The following is a 16,668-nucleotide window of genomic DNA, read 5'->3' as shown; positions in this document are numbered from 1 at the left end:
TTCATTCTGCCGACAAGGCGACCACAGGGTCGAGTTGCGCTGCTTTCTTCGCAGGCAGGTAACCAAACACCAGACCCGTCATGAACGCACAGCCAAAGGCCAGCACCACCGGGGTCAGCGAGTATTTGATAGGCGTACCGAAGGCATCGATCACGGCGGCTGTCGCCAGCCCACCGACTACACCGATCGCGCCACCTATCGCCGACACCACCACGGCTTCAATCAGGAACTGCTGCATGATGTTGGCTTCACGTGCACCAGTTGCCATGCGGATCCCAATTTCCCGCGTACGTTCGGTGACGGATACCAGCATGATGTTCATCACGCCTATACCACCAACCAGCAGCGAAATCGCCGCAATCGAACCAAGCAGGATGGTCAGCGTATTCTGCGTCTGCTCCATCGCTTCCATAATGGAGGCCATATTGCGGATCTGGTAATCGACCGTGCCATGCCGCTCCAGCAATAGCTTGTCGACTTCTTCCTGCGTATCGTCTATGTGCTCGACATTCTCTACCGCTACCGTGACGTTACGCAGATAACGCTGGCCCGACAAACGCAAGCTGCTGGTGGAGTAAGGCACGAACACCACATCATCCTGATCCGAACCCATAGGCGACGCCCCGCGTTCCGACATCACACCGACGACCTGGAACAACAGGTTATTCACCAGGACAAATTCACCGATAGGATTTTCATCCGCAAACAAGGCAGTTGCTACCGTTTTGCCGAGCACCGCAACGGCGGCGTAATTCGATTCGTCTTCTTCACTGAAGAAAGTACCCTGCGCGACTGGCCATTGTCGCGCCAGCGGGAATTTGGCCGAGGTACCCGTCACGCTGGTCGAAGTATCCGAAGTACCAAAGCGCAAGGTCACGCTGCTGCTTTGCTCCGGCACTGCGGCCAGCACATTCGGCAACTCATCAATCGCCCTTACATCGTCAACCACCAGCGTCGCAGTGCTATTGAAGCCGCGCTGGTTAGGCACACCAGGTCGTACCAGCAGCAAATTGGAACCCATCGCGCTGATGCGCTCGACCACCTCTGCCTTGGCACCGTCACCGATCGCCAGCATCGCGATCACCGACGCGACACCAATCACAATACCCAGCAGCGTCAGTACAGAACGGAAGAAGTTCGCACGCAAGGAACGCAAGGCCATCTTGGCGGCTTCCAGCATATCGCCGAGACGTGAACAGACACCTGTCACCAACGGACGTACGAACTCGGCCTGGGTCGGCATTTTTTGCGCAGGTCCCGGATCGGACAGGATGTGGCCATCCTTGATCTCGATCAGGCGTTGTGCGTGATCCGCAACTTCCTTTGCATGTGTAATCAAGAGAACTGTATGACCACGTGCCGACAAGTCGGCCAGCAGCTTCATCACGTCCTGTCCACTTTTACTATCCAGCGCACCAGTTGGCTCATCGGCCAGGATGATGCGGCCGCCATTCATCAGCGCGCGCGAAATGGATACCCGTTGCTGCTGACCACCGGACAATTGATTAGGCCTGTGATGCGAACGCTCTTCCAACCCGAGTTCGCTCAGCAAGGCCAGCGCCCGTGCATGTCGCTCGGCTGGCGGCAAGCCGGAATACATCGCAGGTACTTCGACGTTCTCCGCTGCGCTGGCTGAAGCAATCAGGTTATAGCTCTGGAACACAAAGCCAAAATCGTCACGACGCAACATCGCCAGCTCATCACGCTCAAAGCCGGAAACGTCGCGTCCCATGAAGTGATAACTACCGGTGGTCGGCCTATCCAGGCACCCGAGGATGTTCATCAAGGTCGACTTGCCGGAACCCGACGCGCCCATGATGGCGACGAATTCGCCTTCATAAACCTTCAGGTCTATGCCGTGCAATACCTCGACTTCGAGCCCGCCATTGCGGTACGTCTTGGTGACACCGCGCAGTTCTATCAGCGGTGTTTCATCATGGGGACGCGTGATGTTACTCACGACGTCCATGTCCATCTGCTCGTCCATTAACGACCCCGGCCCGATGGTCCGCCCATGCCTGGCGGCATGCCGCCTTGCTGGTTAGCAGGCGATACCGGACGTTTGGTCGATGGCGGCAGTTTGGGCCCGAGGACAACGGTGTCACCCTCTTCCAGGCCACTCAGTACTTGCATCTGTACACGATTGGTCACGCCCAGCTCGACTTTACGCTGTTCGATATTGCCGTCCTTGCCTATCACTTTGACGGTGCCAGTGCGGACTGCACGGGTAACAGCTTGTTCAGCGAAGCCACTGCTGGTTGATTCCACTCGTTGAGTGTCCCTGGCATTATCCGTCGCTGATTTTTCACCCCTGGCGGATTTAGCTTCTTCCTTTTTAGCGGCAACAGCGGCTACTGCTGTATCCGTCGCAGGTGTCTCTGCCGCCTTCTCAGCTTCACGCAAGGCACGGCGGCGCTCACGCATGGCGTCACGTTCTTCTGGCGACATTTTTTCCAGAGCAGCACGACGTTCTTCCGAAGTCATGTTGGCAAACGGATGGCTACCGGCTTTGGCTTTGTCGGTATTTGCCGTCGCAGCTAGCGCCGCAGGTTTGCCAGCTTCCGGCTTCTCAGCTTTCTTGTCTGTGGTTTTCTTATCGCCAGCAGCACTACCTTTTTGCTCGGCCGCCTTGCGTTCATTACCATCACCACGATCACGACGACCACCGGTACCACGACTGGTAGTGACTGCCGCAGTCGGCACCAGCAAGGCATCTTTCGCGGTTGCCGCGATGAAGAAAACTTGTGTCGTCATACTCGGCAACAAGGCCTGGTTTTTATTCGGTACGTCAAACAAGGCGTTATACAAGACCACGTTGTTGGTCACAGTAGGCGTAGGCTCGACCTTGCGCAGCGCACCATACCAGCGACGTCCCTGGCTACCCAATGTGGTGAAGTAGACTTCCATACCCTTGCGCAGCTTGCCGACTTCCGCTTCCGAAACCTGGGTCTGTACTGTCATCGTCGACAGATCAGCGATGCGCAAGATGGTCGGTGCGGTCTGGTTTGCATTCAAGGTCTGGCCCTGGCGTGCAGTCAGTGAAACCACTGTGCCATCCATGGGCGCATAAATTTTTGCGTAGTTGAGATTGGCTTCGTCGGCACGCAAGGTGGATTGTGTCTGTTCGATCTGCGCCTGCAAGGCATCGATTTGCGCCTTGGCCGAACGCAATGCTGCTTCTGCTGTTTGCATGGAATCGGCAGTAGTGGCATCGGCCGCCATCAGGTTTTTCTGCCGGTTGTATTGCAAGGTTGCGAGTGCCAGTTGCGATTCGCGATCTTTCATCGTCGCCAATTGATTGCGCAACCCCGCACGGCGCGCATCCACTTGTGCCAGGAAAACGGTAGGGTCGATCTCGGCCAGCAAGTCGCCCTCTTTCACGACCGAACCAACTTCTATGTACAGCTTCTTCAATTGCCCCGAGACCTGTGCACCGACATCCACATACTCCAGCGGCTGCACGGTACCGGTTGCCGTGACCAGATCCTGGATATCGCCGCGCTGCACTTCGGCGACCTGATACATTTCGCGCGGATCCTTTTTGCCATAGAACTTCTTCCAGCCCCAATAGCTGGCAGCCGCCACCAGTACGATCAATAAGGCTATCAATGCGCGACGACTGAAGAGACGCTGGCGCAGGCCGGTGAGAAAGGAGGTGGACTTCATGGACAAAGGCATACGAAAAATGAGCGATTAAGTTGGTAGATACAGCACGAAAGTACATCTGACGCAGACTGCAAGTTCAAGGGCGGCGCTGGATGAATGCGCCATCTTGAAGCATGGGCATGACAAGGAAATTACGGATGGTGCACAAGTCCTGCCCGGACTGGCTGGCTATTCCAAAACGTAATGGCGTGGCTGGCGTGTGACGTGCATCCGGGGCAATAACAGCACCGGCTTAACGGCACCTAAAGATAACGAGTCTGCCACGCATAATCAAGACTATCCCTGTATCCATAAGGTAAAGATTTGTGAAGTGCGACAGACAATAAAAAAGGCGCTGAATGTTCGTTCAACATTCAGCGCCTTTTTCTGGATTGCGGCAGACAACTGCTGCCGCTCCCGGGAGGATATTAGCCGCGATCGACGAAAGCGCGTTCGATCACGTAGTCACCTGGCTGACCTATACCTGGCGATACTTCAAAGCCGAGTTTGTCGAGTTCGCCAGCGGTGTCTTTCAACATCTCAGGGCTACCGCAAATCATCGCACGGTCAGTCAGCGGGCTCATAGGATCGATGCCCAGGTCTTCGCACATTTTGCCGGTCGAGATTGCGGTTGTGATACGACCTTCATTGACGAAAGGTTCGCGTGTCACGGTTGGGTAGTACAGCAACTTGGCGGCAATCTCTTCACCCAGGCCTTCAATTTGCAGCAATTCATTGGCGACGTAATCACGGTAAGCCAGCTCGCTCACCAGACGCACACCGTGTACCAGGACGACCTGGTCGAAGCGCTCGTAGGTATCCGGATCACGGATGATGCTCATGAATGGAGCGAGGCCAGTACCGCTACCGAACAGGAACAAACGTTTGGCTGGCAGCAGATCGGAAATAACCAGCGTACCGGTAGGCTTGCGGCCGACCAGTACTTCATCACCAACTTTCAGGTTTTGCAGATGTTTGGTCAACGCACCGTCCTGTACCTTGATCGACAGGAATTCCAGATGCTCTTCCCACGACGGGCTGGCAATACTATAAGCACGCAACACATTCTTGCCATCGATCGGCAAACCGATCATGACGAAATGGCCGCTTTCAAAGCGGAAGCTTGGTTCACGGGTGGTGGTGAAAGAAAACAGCGTGTCGTTCCAGTGGTGGACAGAGAGAACACGAACAGTGTCAAAAGCAGCCATAAAATCAATACATCCTAAATATCAAATTGTTTTTGTACAAACAAGCGAGGCAGACGGGCAAACAAATTGCGAGCGTGCCGACAGATGCTCCCGAGTTTCCCGGGAAAAAGGAGCCGGTATTTTACCAGTCGGGACTGAACTACCGCAGACATCAGCAGGCCAGCAGTAAGCATTACCAACTGCACTGCATGATGGAGATGGGTCAGAACACACTACTTGAGAATCGTTCTCATTATAACGGATGCCTTATAACTCGGCAACATTGCTCGTCAGGATACAGGGTCTGCACCGTTCTGATAATGATGGAATTGTCATTTGCTTATAACCAGAACGCTTAAAGCACAGCTGCCCATATGAATTTACGGGTGTATACCCAAGCTTTTGCCCCAAACAAGGGACTAGTTAAAAATTTGTTGTTGTTCACCAAACCGTAACAAAACTGTAATCAAGCTGTCATTTGGCCTACGCATAATCCGGCAATTTATTCGGAGACTAAACATGCGTTTCAGTGACAAACAGCTACGGCCACTCCCGCTGGTAATAGCACTACAAGCCGTTTTTGCCCTGCCTGCCTATGCCCAATTCACTGTCACTACTGGAACAAATGACACCGTCGCCAAAACGCTGACTGCTGCGACTGCCACAGTACAGCAAGGTGCCAGCCTGATCGTTTCCACGCCAAACAGCAACGCCGCGATTACCGTCAACGCCGGCACCTCCGTCATCAACAACTACGGCACCATCAGCCAGGCCACTGGTGGCCGTGGCATAGATGCCAATGCCGCTGCAACCAACATCACCATCAACAACTACCTCGGCGGTGTCATCAATGCAGTGGGCGACGTAGCTATACGTGTAGGCAAAGCCACCGACAGCTTCGTCATCAATAACCAGGGCACCATTTCGCAAACAGGTGTGAATGCTGGCGGCAAGCGCGCGATCAAGGTCGACGTCGACTTCACGACCACCGGCAATCAAATTATCAACGGCTCGGCCAGCAACAAACTGGCCGTTATCAGCTCCACCGGCGACGACGCGCTGCGCCTCGGCTCGAATACCCTGTTGACCAACTACGGCCAGATTTTCTCGACCGGCATCGTCAACACCAAGTGCCCTGACTACCTGGGCACCACCAGCTGCCCAAGCAGCGCTTTCTCGGCAGCCGACGGCGTCGCGATAGAAAACGGCATGAAGAATGTCGCCATCCTGAACTATGGCACCATCACCGGCCCGCGCCACGGTGTGGATGGCGGTGATCCGATCGCCGCAACGGCAGATGCGAACCTGATCGGCGTTGATCGCCTGATCGTTACATCCGTCACCCCTAACGGCGTGGTATTCGACAAAGTCGTGAATGGCGTCACCACATCCGGCATCAGCATACTCAACCCGGTCGTCATCAATATGGCTGGTGGCAACATCACCGGCAACAACGGTTCCGGTGTGGGCCTGGACGGCCATGGCGTGGTTATCAACTACGGCACCATCACAGGTAAATACGCAGGTGCAGGCAATGTCTATGACCACGGCGGCCTTGGCCTGACTACCAGTAACGGTGACGGCGACGGTGTCGATATCGACGGCGTGGCTTATGTAGAAAACTATGGCCGCATCCAGGGCCTGGGTGCAGGCGGTTTTGATTCCGGCGGTGCTCCGAACGGCGCTGACGGCATTGCAGCTGGCGGCGGCACCATCATCAACCATGCGGGTGCGACCATCTACGGCCAGTCCAAAGGCATATTGATAGATGACGGTTCCGACGGCACTGCGATCGCTGCAGGCCGCGGCACTGCAACAGCAACCGGCGCGGCGATACGCATCGTCAACGAAGGCAACATCATCGGTGACAAAAAAGTCGCGATCGGCCTGGTCGGCACGTTTAACGACACCGTCATCAACGGCGCAACAGGTGTCATCACAGGCGGCGCAGACGCAACCCGTCTCGGCGAGAACAATAGCACCGTAGCAGGCGCAGCAGTACAAATGGGCGCAGGCGACGACGTGCTGGTCAACTACGGTCGCATCGAAGGTAAAAACGGCCTGGCGATCGATATGGGCAGCGGTGACGATACCTTACGTCTGCTGGGTGGTGTCGTGGTCGGCAGCATAGACGGCGGTACCGGCGTCAACGCACTGGAAACCAATGGCACGCAAAACTTCAATGCCGGCCAGTTGAGCAACTTCCAGAACATCACCGTCCTCGGTGGCAATACCACCTTTAACTACGCACTGAACAACGTCAACAACCTGCAGGTCGATGCAGGCGGCACCCTGCGCATCAACGGTGATGTCAATGCCAGCGGCAACCTCACTGTCAACGGTACCTTGCAAGCACCAAGCGGCGATACTTTCCGCAACGTGACCGTCGCCGGTAACTACGAGCAAGGTGCCAGCGGTGTTCTGGAAGCACGCATCGGTGCAAACAATGCCAGCGATACCATCACCGTCACCGGCAATGCCAACCTCGCCAGCGGCGCAACCATACGCCCATTGATCACAGGCTCGGTAGCTGACGGCTCCAACTACACGCTGATCTCGGCAGGTACGCTGAACGCCAGCGCTGCCAACCTGCAAATCAACAACGGCAGCGGCGCGTTCTACACCTACACCCTGCAAGGCAGCGGCAATGACCTGCAACTGGTCGCGCATCGTCAAAACGGTCTGGCCAATGTCGTCCCGCAAAACCTCGGCAACTTGGCTAATTCGCTGAACCAACTGGCTTCGAGCGGTTTCTCGAATTCGGAACAAGGCCTCAAGCTCTTGAACAGCCTGCAATCCCTGCCGAATGCCAAAGCCCTGTCCGACGCCACTTCACAACTGGCACCAGAAACCAATGCAGCAGCACAATCGGCAGCGGCCGCAGCACAAGGCAGCGTGTTCTCTGCTTTTGACAATCGCATGGATGCAGCACGTGGCGGTGAACAAGTCGCGCTGAACAAAACCGGTCTGGCTGGTGGTGATGCCGCTGGCAATCGTTTCTGGGTACAAGGCCTTGCCTCGATCGCCAAACAAAAAGCACGCAAGGGGGCCAATGGTTTTGACCTCGATGCACAAGGTCTGGCAGTCGGTTATGAAACTGATCTGAACAAGACCGATATGGTCGGTATTTCGGGTGGTTACACACAGGCTGGCAGCGATGGTCGCGATAGCGGCGCAGGCGACGACAATGACGTCAAATCGCTGCATGTCGGTGGCTACTTCAGCCGTACCGAAAGCAGCTACACACTGGATGCGAGCCTGGCGATTTCTGCCAACCGCTACACCACGCAACGTCTGGTCAGCATTCCAGGCTTCAATGAAAGCCTGCGTGGCAAATTCTCCGGCAACCAGATCGGCGCGCGCTTTGAATACGGCCTGCCATTCGTACTGGATGCCACATGGAGTGGTCGCTGGTTGCTGGGTGCACGTGTCAGCCGCCTCGACAATGGGAGCTACACCGAAACCGGCGGCACCTCGGCACAAACCGTGGCCAGCACCAGCGCCAACTCGGTACAAAGCGTATTGGGCGTAGAGTTCAGCAACAAGCTGAGCGCCTCATCCAGCGCAACGCTGCGTGCCCGTTACCTGCATGAATTTGCTGATACTCCAGCGATCGAAGCATCGTTCGCGATCGGTGGTCCGGCCTTCAAAATCGCTGGCGTACAACCAGGACGCGAAGCATTGCAACTGGGCGTCGGTTACCGCAAAGTCACAGCCAGCGGCACCACCGTTGCAGTTGGCTACGATATGGAAGTCAGGGATAAATACCTGGGCCATCAATTGACGGCAAAAGCGATCTGGAACTTCTGATCCGGTTCAAATCGATAGGCGTACGCATACGATGATCGACACCCGGCAGGGTCACAAGCTCTGCCGGGGTAGTTGCCGGATAGCGACGCAGGAAGTCCTGCAGTAAAAACGACGGCACCACCTGGTCGTCGGCTCCCACTACATGTACTTGCGGCAAATGCGCCAGTTTCTGCTGCACTGCCACCACACTCAAAGAAGCATTTAACGGCGTCACCTTGTGATGCGTGGTCCAGGCGGCATGATCGAGCGGCGATGCCACCGTCATCAATAGCACCACATCATCACGCCGCGCCGCCACCAGCGCTGCCATCACGCCTCCACCCGAGTAACCTGCCAGCACGACTTGTTTCGCATGGGTCATGCGTTTGGCTTGCTCCACTGCCGCATTCAGGCGTTGCACCCATTTCTCGGCAAAGCGACCATCGGTCCAGTCCGCTACCGAGCAGGCTTCAAGTTCGTCGCTGCTCAGGTACTGGCAAGGACGTGCCAGGTACAGCACGTTTTTTTGTGAGATGTCTTTTGCGAGTCGCCAGCCGACCGGATCCACCGGTGTCGGATCCATCGACGGTTCACGCATATTCAGCCAGGCGCGGCCGTCACCTTCTATGACGACCCACAGGTAAGCAACAGATGTGGGCGCAGGTGTTTGTGTATGCAGCAAGCCAGTCAGCTGCGGTGCACTACCAAAGCTGACTGGGGCAAATCCGGCAGCCTTACCCTCTTGCGCTATCAGTTGATAACGCTCACCCGTCGTCATCGCGCAAGCGGATAACAAGAGGCCTGTGAAAAGCACGGAAAGATAGCGCAGCAGGCGGGAACCTGTGTCTGATTGAATATAAAAAAAATCCATTGCTTAATGTCTCTGCAATTAATGCAGCCGTCAAGCTGATGGACAAAATATGATGGATAACGCAACCGGTACTGCTCACCGCATGCCTGCCACGACCAGGTCATGCGACCTATCCGGTTTCCGCGCTGCTCAGGTAGCCAGCGCGGTCGCTCTACGTCGCCATCACAGGACTTCTGTTCAGGAAATTCCAATAAAAGCCGGCGCGCGACACTTCTTCCGAAAACTTCTTTGGTGCGACCGGTTTAACGATGTAGCTATTCACACCATACTCATAGCAGTAAGTAATATCAGGCTCTTCGGCACTCGAAGTCAGCATGATGATGGGAATGTACTTGGTCTGTTCGGTAGTTTTGAGGATTTTCAGCACATCCAGCCCGTTGACCTTGGGCATATTCAAATCCAGCATGAGCAAGGTCGGATCACCACTTTTACGATCAATAAACGGACCGGTGCAAAAAACATAATCCAGTGCTTCCTGCCCGTCTTTGACCCAGGTTACATTGCCCATCAGGCCGAGTTCTTTCAGTGCGTGCAAGGTCGCTTCCGCATCTGTATGCGTATCTTCTGCCAACAGAATATGTATTTTCTGCAAATCCTTCATGCACCCTCCGGCCCCTATCAACTCAAAACGACAAATGCGTGTACCGCGCAGCCATTCAAGAAACAATGTTTAACAAATCCGCTTCCATAAACACGAAAACCGATCAGAAATCGGAAATGTTTCCAAGGTACAGCAAAGCGTGAGGCTGACATATCTGTTTGCTGCCGAATTTTGAAATGTTTGCATTTGCCATAAAGCATTAATTTCATTGGAATTATTCTGCCCAGAGTGGGCAATCAAGGTCAGTGGCAGAAACTTGCAATACACATATGTAGTGCGATTCCGACAAAGCCCGTACGCAGAAAAAACCTACCCATACCGGCACGAGGCATACAATGTCGCTATCACTGCAACAAACACAGAATTGGAATAAAGATGGAAAACGCCGTATACAACAAGGCACTCAACGCATTGAAGATGCAATTCGGCATGCCGCGCCCGCTGCAGAACCAAAACGGCGCACGATTTTTACGCAACGGCACTATCACGATTTATCACACCGAACTGGCACCGGGTAATCAGGCCGAAATTACCTTCAACGTGCAGCCTATTTCGTCGTCCTACGGCATCGCACCTGCCAAACTCAACGCCTTGCTGGATGAGTGCCGCAAGCTGACCGGCCGCCCGACCGAGCTCAACAAACTACAGAACTGGCCACGCATAGGCCTGGCGACTGAAGAAGACGTCACGCTGGTGATGGACAAGCTGGCTGTCCTGAAAAAATAACAGTTGCAAATCCCCTCCACAAATCTGTTTCCCGCGTATAAACTGGAAGCACTAGCCGCTCGTGCCACAGGCTCGCCGATGTAATGTGACAAGGGGGAAATGATGGATAAGCTGAACGTACACTTTCATGTCTCCGTTTTAACCGTACCGCATTTCGTCACGGCAGATCAGTTCCCGGAATGGCTGCAACGCGAGGCGCTCGCCATCCAGGAACTAAGCGAAGACAATGGCCTGACTATCATCAGGCTCTTCCTCGCTGCACGGATACGCGAAGTGTGGCCAAAGAAAAAACTGGATGTGCTGCTGCAGGGTATTACCGATAAGTACCCGCATATCTTCCGGGTCGAGATGGTCGTCATCGACGATACGCTGGACTTCGATGAGATAGAGCTGATCCAGTCAGATGCCGAAGATGAACTGGCGCAGGTACTGGAAACCGTGAAGCAATTCCAGGAACTCAAGGTTGCGCGCAGCAAGCTGCATTAAGCCAGGCTTGACCCGACATACAAAAAAACGGCCATCAACATGGCCGTCCATCCCCTACTAGCTGAATACAAAGGCCAGCATCGCCGCATCTTCTTCCAGCATGACGATCAAGGTCAATGCCCATAGCAGGCCGTGCGCCTGTAGTGATGCCAGCAAGTCTTGCAAGTCGGGCTTGATATCCAGCTCCGGATAAGGGGTTGCGATGCGCCATCATACTCCGATGGCGCCAGCACTAACCAGCATCCCGATACTTACGCTGTCAGCTTTTGCATTTCGCTATACAGGTCCGCCTTGCCTTCAAAACCGATACCCGGCAAATCCGGCAAGGTGATGTAACCGTTCTGCACCTTCACCCCATCCGGGAAACCACCGTATGGCTGGAACAAATCCGGATACGATTCGTTGCCGCCCAAACCCAGGCCTGCAGCAATATTCAATGACATCTGATGACCACCGTGCGGAATGCAGCGTTTGCGCGACCAGCCATGCTCATGCAGCATGTCCAGCGTGCGCAGGTATTCGACCAGGCCATAGCTGAGTGCACAATCAAACTGCAACCAGTCACGATCCGGACGCATGCCGCCGTAACGGATCAGGTTGCGTGCGTCCTGCATCGAGAACAGGTTTTCACCTGTTGCCATCGGCTTGTCGTAGTAGCTGCGCAAGGTCGCCTGCAACTCGAAGTCCAGCGGATCACCTGCTTCTTCGTACCAGAACAAATCGTATTGCGAGAGTGCCTTCGCATATTTGATCGCGGTATCCAGATCAAAGCGGCCATTCGCATCCACCGCCAGCTTCTGGCCGTCACCCAGCACGCTCAGGATAGAGTCGATGCGACGCAAGTCTTCATCCAGTGATGCGCCACCTATCTTTTTCTTCACCACCGTATAGCCACGATCGATGTAGCTGCGCATCTCGTCCTTCAGCTTGCCGTGATCCTGACCCGGATAGTAGTAGCCACCAGCAGCGTAGACGAAGATCTTGCGATCAGCCTGGCCATTGCCATAACGATCCGCCAGCAACTGGAACAAAGGCTTGCCTTCGATTTTAGCTACCGCATCCCACACCGCCATATCGATGGTACCGATCGCCACCGAGCGCTCACCATGGCCACCCGGTTTTTCATTGGTGAATAGGGTATTCCAGATCTTGTGCGGATCGAGGTTGTCGCCAGCGTCATTCACCAGCGACGCCGGATCGGCCTCCATCAGGCGCGGGATGAAGCGTTCACGCATCAGCATGCCCTGGCCATAACGACCGTTGGAGTTGAAGCCATAACCGATGACCGGTTTGCCATCGCGGATAACGTCTGTCACCACCGCCACCAGGCTCAGCGTCATCTTGCTGAAGTCGATATAGGCATTACGGATGGGCGAACTGATGGGCAGGGTCTTTTCGCGGATTTCAACTATCTTCATGGCGGCTCCTAAAAATATCTCTGTATGCAGGTGTATACGAGCAAATACGGGAGCCCTAGCTTATGCGCAGAAGACGGCTTTATAATTCACTTAAATTCACATAATTATTTACTTACAGTGAAAACTGATATCACATCCGAACTGGAATTCTTTGTCCTGATCGCCCGCCTCGGCAATCTGTCGGCCGCCGCACGTGCGCTGGATATCACGCCACCGGCCGCGACCAAGCGGCTGGCACAACTGGAAACCCGGCTCGGCGTCAGGCTGGTCAATCGCACTACCCGCAGCATCAGCCTCACCAGCGAAGGCGACATCTATCTCGGCTACGCGACGAAAATACTGGCTGAAATCAAAGAGATGGAAGACGCCGTCTCATCCGGTGGCGGCACACCACGCGGCTTGTTGCGTGTGAATGCGACGCTGGGATTTGGTCGCACCGCGATCGCGCCACTGGTATCCGAATTCGTGCGGCGTTATCCGCAAGTGGAAGTGCAGTTTGAAGTCAGCGACAAGCCTATCGATCTGGTCGAAAACGGTTTTGACCTGGCGATACGCTTCGGCACCCTGCCCGATGCACGCCTGAACGCGCGCAAGCTAATGTCGAACCGGCGCTTCCTGTGCGCCTCACCGATTTACCTGGAACGCCACGGCACGCCAAAGACGCTGGCTGATTTACACCAGCATCGCTGCATTACGCACAGGCAGAATGATGAAGCCGCCGCCACCTGGCGTTTCACGCACCAGGGTCGCAATGAGGTCATCAAGGTAGAGAGTGCCTTGTCCAGCAACGATGGTGACATCGTGCTCGGCTGGGCGCTGGATGCACATGGCATCCTGATCCGCTCGGAATGGGATCTGGCCAAATATGTGAAGAGTGGCCGTCTGAAAATCGTGCTGCCGGATTACGTCTTGCCGTCAGCCGATTTGTTTGTCTACTACCCGAACCGGCGCAATCAAAGCACGCGGGCACGTGCCTTTATCGACTTCCTGATTGAGCATATCGACATGCTGGCAGCGCTGCCGCTGCCAGACTGAATCAACGCGGACAAGGACTGGCAGGATCAGCAGCCAGTGCTGCCAGGTGACGCGCGATCATTTGCGCCGCCTTATCAGTAACGCGTTGCGCACCTTGCGCCAGTGCATCCATACCTGCTCCCACTGGCTCGCTACCCGACCACTGGCAAGCAGCATACACACCGGTATCGCTGCGTCGAGCCGTCCAGCTAAAAGCAGCGTCTACACGCGTATTTTCTATCGCATCGAACTGGCGCAACTGTACCGCGACGCGCCACACGGCCTGCCCCTGGCTACGTCCGCTCTTGCTGACATCGACCGCACCCAGGCGATTCGTGATCCCGGCGGAGAGTGCATCGCGCATTTCATTTTCAAACGATGAGGTCCAGCGGTACTGTTCCAGCAACTCCAGCTCTGCACTCTGCCCACCCGGCTTGGTCAGCACCATCTGTGGCCGCGCCAGTCGTTCCGGTACCGCCACCGGTGCCAGTTCGATGAAGACCGGAGCTGTCGCAACAGGTGCAAATGCATTTGCTGCTGGTCCGCTCAGGGTGTAATAGCGTGCATTCGATGTGCTGCCGCAGGCACTGAGCAGCAAGGTTGTCGCCAATACGCTCATCACTGCCAACGAGCTCGATGGCTTCAGGAATTGCTTCATTTTTTCTCCTCCGGTTTACCGCGCAACAAGGATTCAGGGTGACGTTCCAGGTAATCAGTCAGCACGCGCACCGAACCTGCCGCACGTGTGATTTCACGCATCGCTTCACGCATATCCTGCTGCAGCGGTGAGTCCTGCGACAATGTCTGCTCTGCGCTATTGATCGTTTTACGCGCATCCTTCATCGCAGCTGTGATCTCTGGCGAGACGTCGTTATTCAACGTGCGTGTCAATTCTTCGGCACTGACCAGGGTCTTGTTCAGTGTTGCCAGCGAGGTGCGCAAATCCTTGCCTATCTGCTCGAACGGTACCTTGTTCAGCTTGCTGGCGATTTCCTGTATCTGCGCCTGCAACTCATCCAGGCTGTTCGGCACAGTCGGCAATTCAAACGGCGTCTTGTTCGGATCAACTTTGACGGCCAGAACTTTCGGGAAGAAGTCCAGCGCCACATACACCTGGCCGGTCAGCAAATTGCCCGGACGTAGTTGCGCGCGCAAACCTTTGCTGACTAGGAATTGCAGGCGTTTCTTTTGCGCCTGCAAGGATTCCTTACCTTCACCCGGTACCGGACGACGCAAGCGATCCGGATAGATCTGGATCAACACAGGCATACGGAATTCACGTTCGTCACGGTCGAATTCAACGCCTATCGATTTAACCTCACCGATCACCACACCGCGGAAATCGACTGGTGCACCCGGTGACAAACCGCGCAAGGATTGATTGAAGAACAGCAGCATGGTTTCTGCCGAACCGTCTTTCTGTTTCATCGCAGCAGCTTCATCGTCGGCCAGCGCGAAAGCGGTATTTTCCAGCGCTGGCGGGCTCTCGGTAGCGGTACCCAGATCAGGCGTACCGAAGGCAATACCACCGAGCAGGATGGTCGCCAGCGACTGTGTGCGCAGCGTCAGACCACTCGCGCTTACTTGCATATCCATACCGCTGGCATGCCAGAAGCGGGTATTGGCTTCGACGAATTTTTCATACGGTGCATTGACGAAGACACGCAGGGTGACACCCTTGCCATCACCATCCAGTTCATAGGCGGCAATCTGCCCTACTTTCACGCGACGGAAGTAAACCGGTGATCCCACGTCGAGTGAACCGACATCCTTCGCATGCAGCAGGAACTGACGACCCGATGCATCACGCGTGACGATAGGTGGTGCTTCGAGGCCGACAAATTCATCCGAGGTTTCTTCTGCGCTACCGGCGTCGACGCCGATGTAAGCCCCTGACAACAAGGTACCAAGTCCGGAAATCCCCGAAGTATCGAGACGCGGACGCACGACCCAGTAACGCGTATCTTTTGCGGTGAAGGCTGACGCATCCTTATTCAGTTGCACCTTCACCCGCACATGCGAGCGATCACGCGACAGGCGCAAACTTTCGACCATGCCGATCTGCACATCCTTGTACTTCACTGCCGTCTTGCCCGCTTCCAGCCCTTCTGCCGTCTTGAAACTAAGCTCGATCTCAGGGCCGCGCTGCATCAGGATATGCACCACCAGCGTGATGCCGACCAGTGCCGCAATGATGGGAATAAGCCAGACCAGCGAGGGCAACCAGTCGCGGCGACGCGCAACGCGGGGAGCCGGAGGTGCTTTTCGTTCTTCAGTGTTTGTCATGATCTGCTTTCCTTGTCGACTCAGCGAGCCGGTCTTGATTCAATGATTCTTGTGTCTCGTCGTCACCGTCCCAGGTCAGCTTGGGATCAAAGCTGAGCGATGCCAGCATGGTCAGCACCACGACAGAACCGAAGGCGGCGATGCCCAGGCCTGCGGTAATTTCCGCAAAGCCCTGGATCCGCACCAGCCCTGCCAGCAAGGCGACGACAAATACGTCCAGCATGGACCAGCGCCCTATCAATTCGATCACATGGTAAAGCCGTGCCCGTTCGCCGCGCCGCCAGTTGCTGCGACGCTGTGCCATCAGCACCAATATGAATAAGGCTGCCAGCTTGAATAGCGGCACCAGGAAACTGGCCACGAAGATGATCGCCGCCAGACCATAGGCACCGCTGACCCAGAAATAAATCACACCACTCATGATGGTGTCGTTTTGCGAGCCGAATAAAGTCTTGGTAATCATGACCGGCAGCAGGTTCGCCGGTAAATACATCATGCAGGCTGCAATCAGGAAAGCCCAGGTGCGGTTCAGGCTGTCAGCCTTGCGCGTGCGCAGCTTGGCGCTACAACGTCCGCAAGCCGCGCCTTCTTCTGCCTGCTCCCACACTGTATCGCAATGGTGGCAGGCGATCAGCCCCATATTGA

At 55.4% G+C, this 16,668-nt stretch carries 13 protein-coding genes; 4 read left to right on the top strand and 9 right to left on the bottom strand.

The annotated features are described in order from the left end of the window. Position 1: 1 nt before the first annotated feature. From H7U06_RS06495 to H7U06_RS06485, 3 genes are all read right to left on the bottom strand, one after another. Positions 2-1,987, bottom strand: a complete 1,986-nt coding sequence (locus tag H7U06_RS06495) for a MacB family efflux pump subunit (RefSeq protein WP_254873159.1) — start codon at positions 1,985-1,987, stop codon at positions 2-4. After that, the gene (locus H7U06_RS06490) at positions 1,987-3,666 is read right to left on the bottom strand and encodes an efflux RND transporter periplasmic adaptor subunit (RefSeq protein ID WP_175625371.1); all 1,680 of its coding nucleotides are present in this window, start codon (positions 3,664-3,666) and stop codon (positions 1,987-1,989) included. Before H7U06_RS06490 ends, H7U06_RS06495 begins: the two co-directional genes overlap by 1 nt. Positions 3,667-4,073: 407 nt before the next feature. Then, the gene (locus H7U06_RS06485; protein WP_175625370.1) at positions 4,074-4,853 is read right to left on the bottom strand and encodes a ferredoxin--NADP reductase; all 780 of its coding nucleotides are present in this window, start codon (positions 4,851-4,853) and stop codon (positions 4,074-4,076) included. Between the two features lie 498 nt (positions 4,854-5,351). Here H7U06_RS06485 and H7U06_RS06480 point away from each other — a divergent pair, with 498 nt between their 5' ends. Beyond that, on the top strand, positions 5,352-8,642 hold the full coding sequence (locus H7U06_RS06480; RefSeq protein ID WP_175625369.1) for an autotransporter domain-containing protein: 3,291 nt from the start codon (positions 5,352-5,354) through the stop codon (positions 8,640-8,642). On the opposite strand, the gene H7U06_RS06475 is transcribed toward H7U06_RS06480, so the two are convergent. Beyond that, on the bottom strand, positions 8,587-9,435 hold the full coding sequence (locus tag H7U06_RS06475; protein ID WP_175625368.1) for an alpha/beta hydrolase: 849 nt from the start codon (positions 9,433-9,435) through the stop codon (positions 8,587-8,589). The two genes, H7U06_RS06480 and H7U06_RS06475, sit on opposite strands and share 56 nt — an antisense overlap. Before the next feature lie 208 nt (positions 9,436-9,643). After that, entirely contained in the window at positions 9,644-10,093 is a 450-nt protein-coding gene (locus tag H7U06_RS06470; protein ID WP_175625367.1) for a response regulator, read from the bottom strand. Positions 10,094-10,468: 375 nt separating this feature from the next. Here H7U06_RS06470 and H7U06_RS06465 point away from each other — a divergent pair, with 375 nt between their 5' ends. Together H7U06_RS06465 and H7U06_RS06460 are read left to right on the top strand one after the other, a co-directional pair. Beyond that, on the top strand, positions 10,469-10,819 hold the full coding sequence (locus H7U06_RS06465) for a hypothetical protein (RefSeq protein WP_175625366.1): 351 nt from the start codon (positions 10,469-10,471) through the stop codon (positions 10,817-10,819). Between the two features lie 102 nt (positions 10,820-10,921). Beyond that, positions 10,922-11,305, top strand: a complete 384-nt coding sequence (locus H7U06_RS06460) for a hypothetical protein (protein WP_175625365.1) — start codon at positions 10,922-10,924, stop codon at positions 11,303-11,305. A gap of 251 nt (positions 11,306-11,556) precedes the next feature. Here the strand turns inward: H7U06_RS06460 and H7U06_RS06455 are convergent, their stop codons facing one another. Continuing rightward, positions 11,557-12,723, bottom strand: a complete 1,167-nt coding sequence (locus H7U06_RS06455) for a mandelate racemase/muconate lactonizing enzyme family protein (RefSeq protein WP_175625364.1) — start codon at positions 12,721-12,723, stop codon at positions 11,557-11,559. 117 nt (positions 12,724-12,840) lie between these two features. Here H7U06_RS06455 and H7U06_RS06450 point away from each other — a divergent pair, with 117 nt between their 5' ends. Then, a complete protein-coding gene (locus tag H7U06_RS06450; RefSeq protein WP_175625363.1) occupies positions 12,841-13,758 on the top strand; it encodes a LysR family transcriptional regulator in 918 nt (305 codons plus the stop codon). Between the two features lies 1 nt (position 13,759). On the opposite strand, the gene H7U06_RS06445 is transcribed toward H7U06_RS06450, so the two are convergent. From H7U06_RS06445 to H7U06_RS06435, 3 genes are read right to left on the bottom strand one after another with little or no spacing between them, the layout of a single operon-like run. Then, positions 13,760-14,395 (bottom strand): membrane integrity-associated transporter subunit PqiC, encoded by a 636-nt coding sequence (locus H7U06_RS06445; RefSeq protein WP_175625362.1) that lies wholly within the window; start codon positions 14,393-14,395, stop codon positions 13,760-13,762. Next, a complete protein-coding gene (locus H7U06_RS06440; RefSeq protein WP_175625361.1) occupies positions 14,392-16,023 on the bottom strand; it encodes an intermembrane transport protein PqiB in 1,632 nt (543 codons plus the stop codon). Before H7U06_RS06440 ends, H7U06_RS06445 begins: the two co-directional genes overlap by 4 nt. Next, complete coding sequence (locus H7U06_RS06435) at positions 16,010-16,663, bottom strand: paraquat-inducible protein A (protein ID WP_254873206.1); 654 nt, start codon at positions 16,661-16,663, stop codon at positions 16,010-16,012. The genes H7U06_RS06440 and H7U06_RS06435 overlap by 14 nt, the downstream gene beginning before the upstream one ends. Positions 16,664-16,668 lie beyond the last annotated feature (5 nt).

Origin of the sequence: Herminiimonas sp. Marseille-P9896, assembly GCF_903993245.1 — a bacterium.
GTDB classification, from domain to species: domain Bacteria; phylum Pseudomonadota; class Gammaproteobacteria; order Burkholderiales; family Burkholderiaceae_D; genus Oxalicibacterium; species Oxalicibacterium contaminans.
This window is presented reverse-complemented; position numbering and strand designations above follow the sequence as displayed.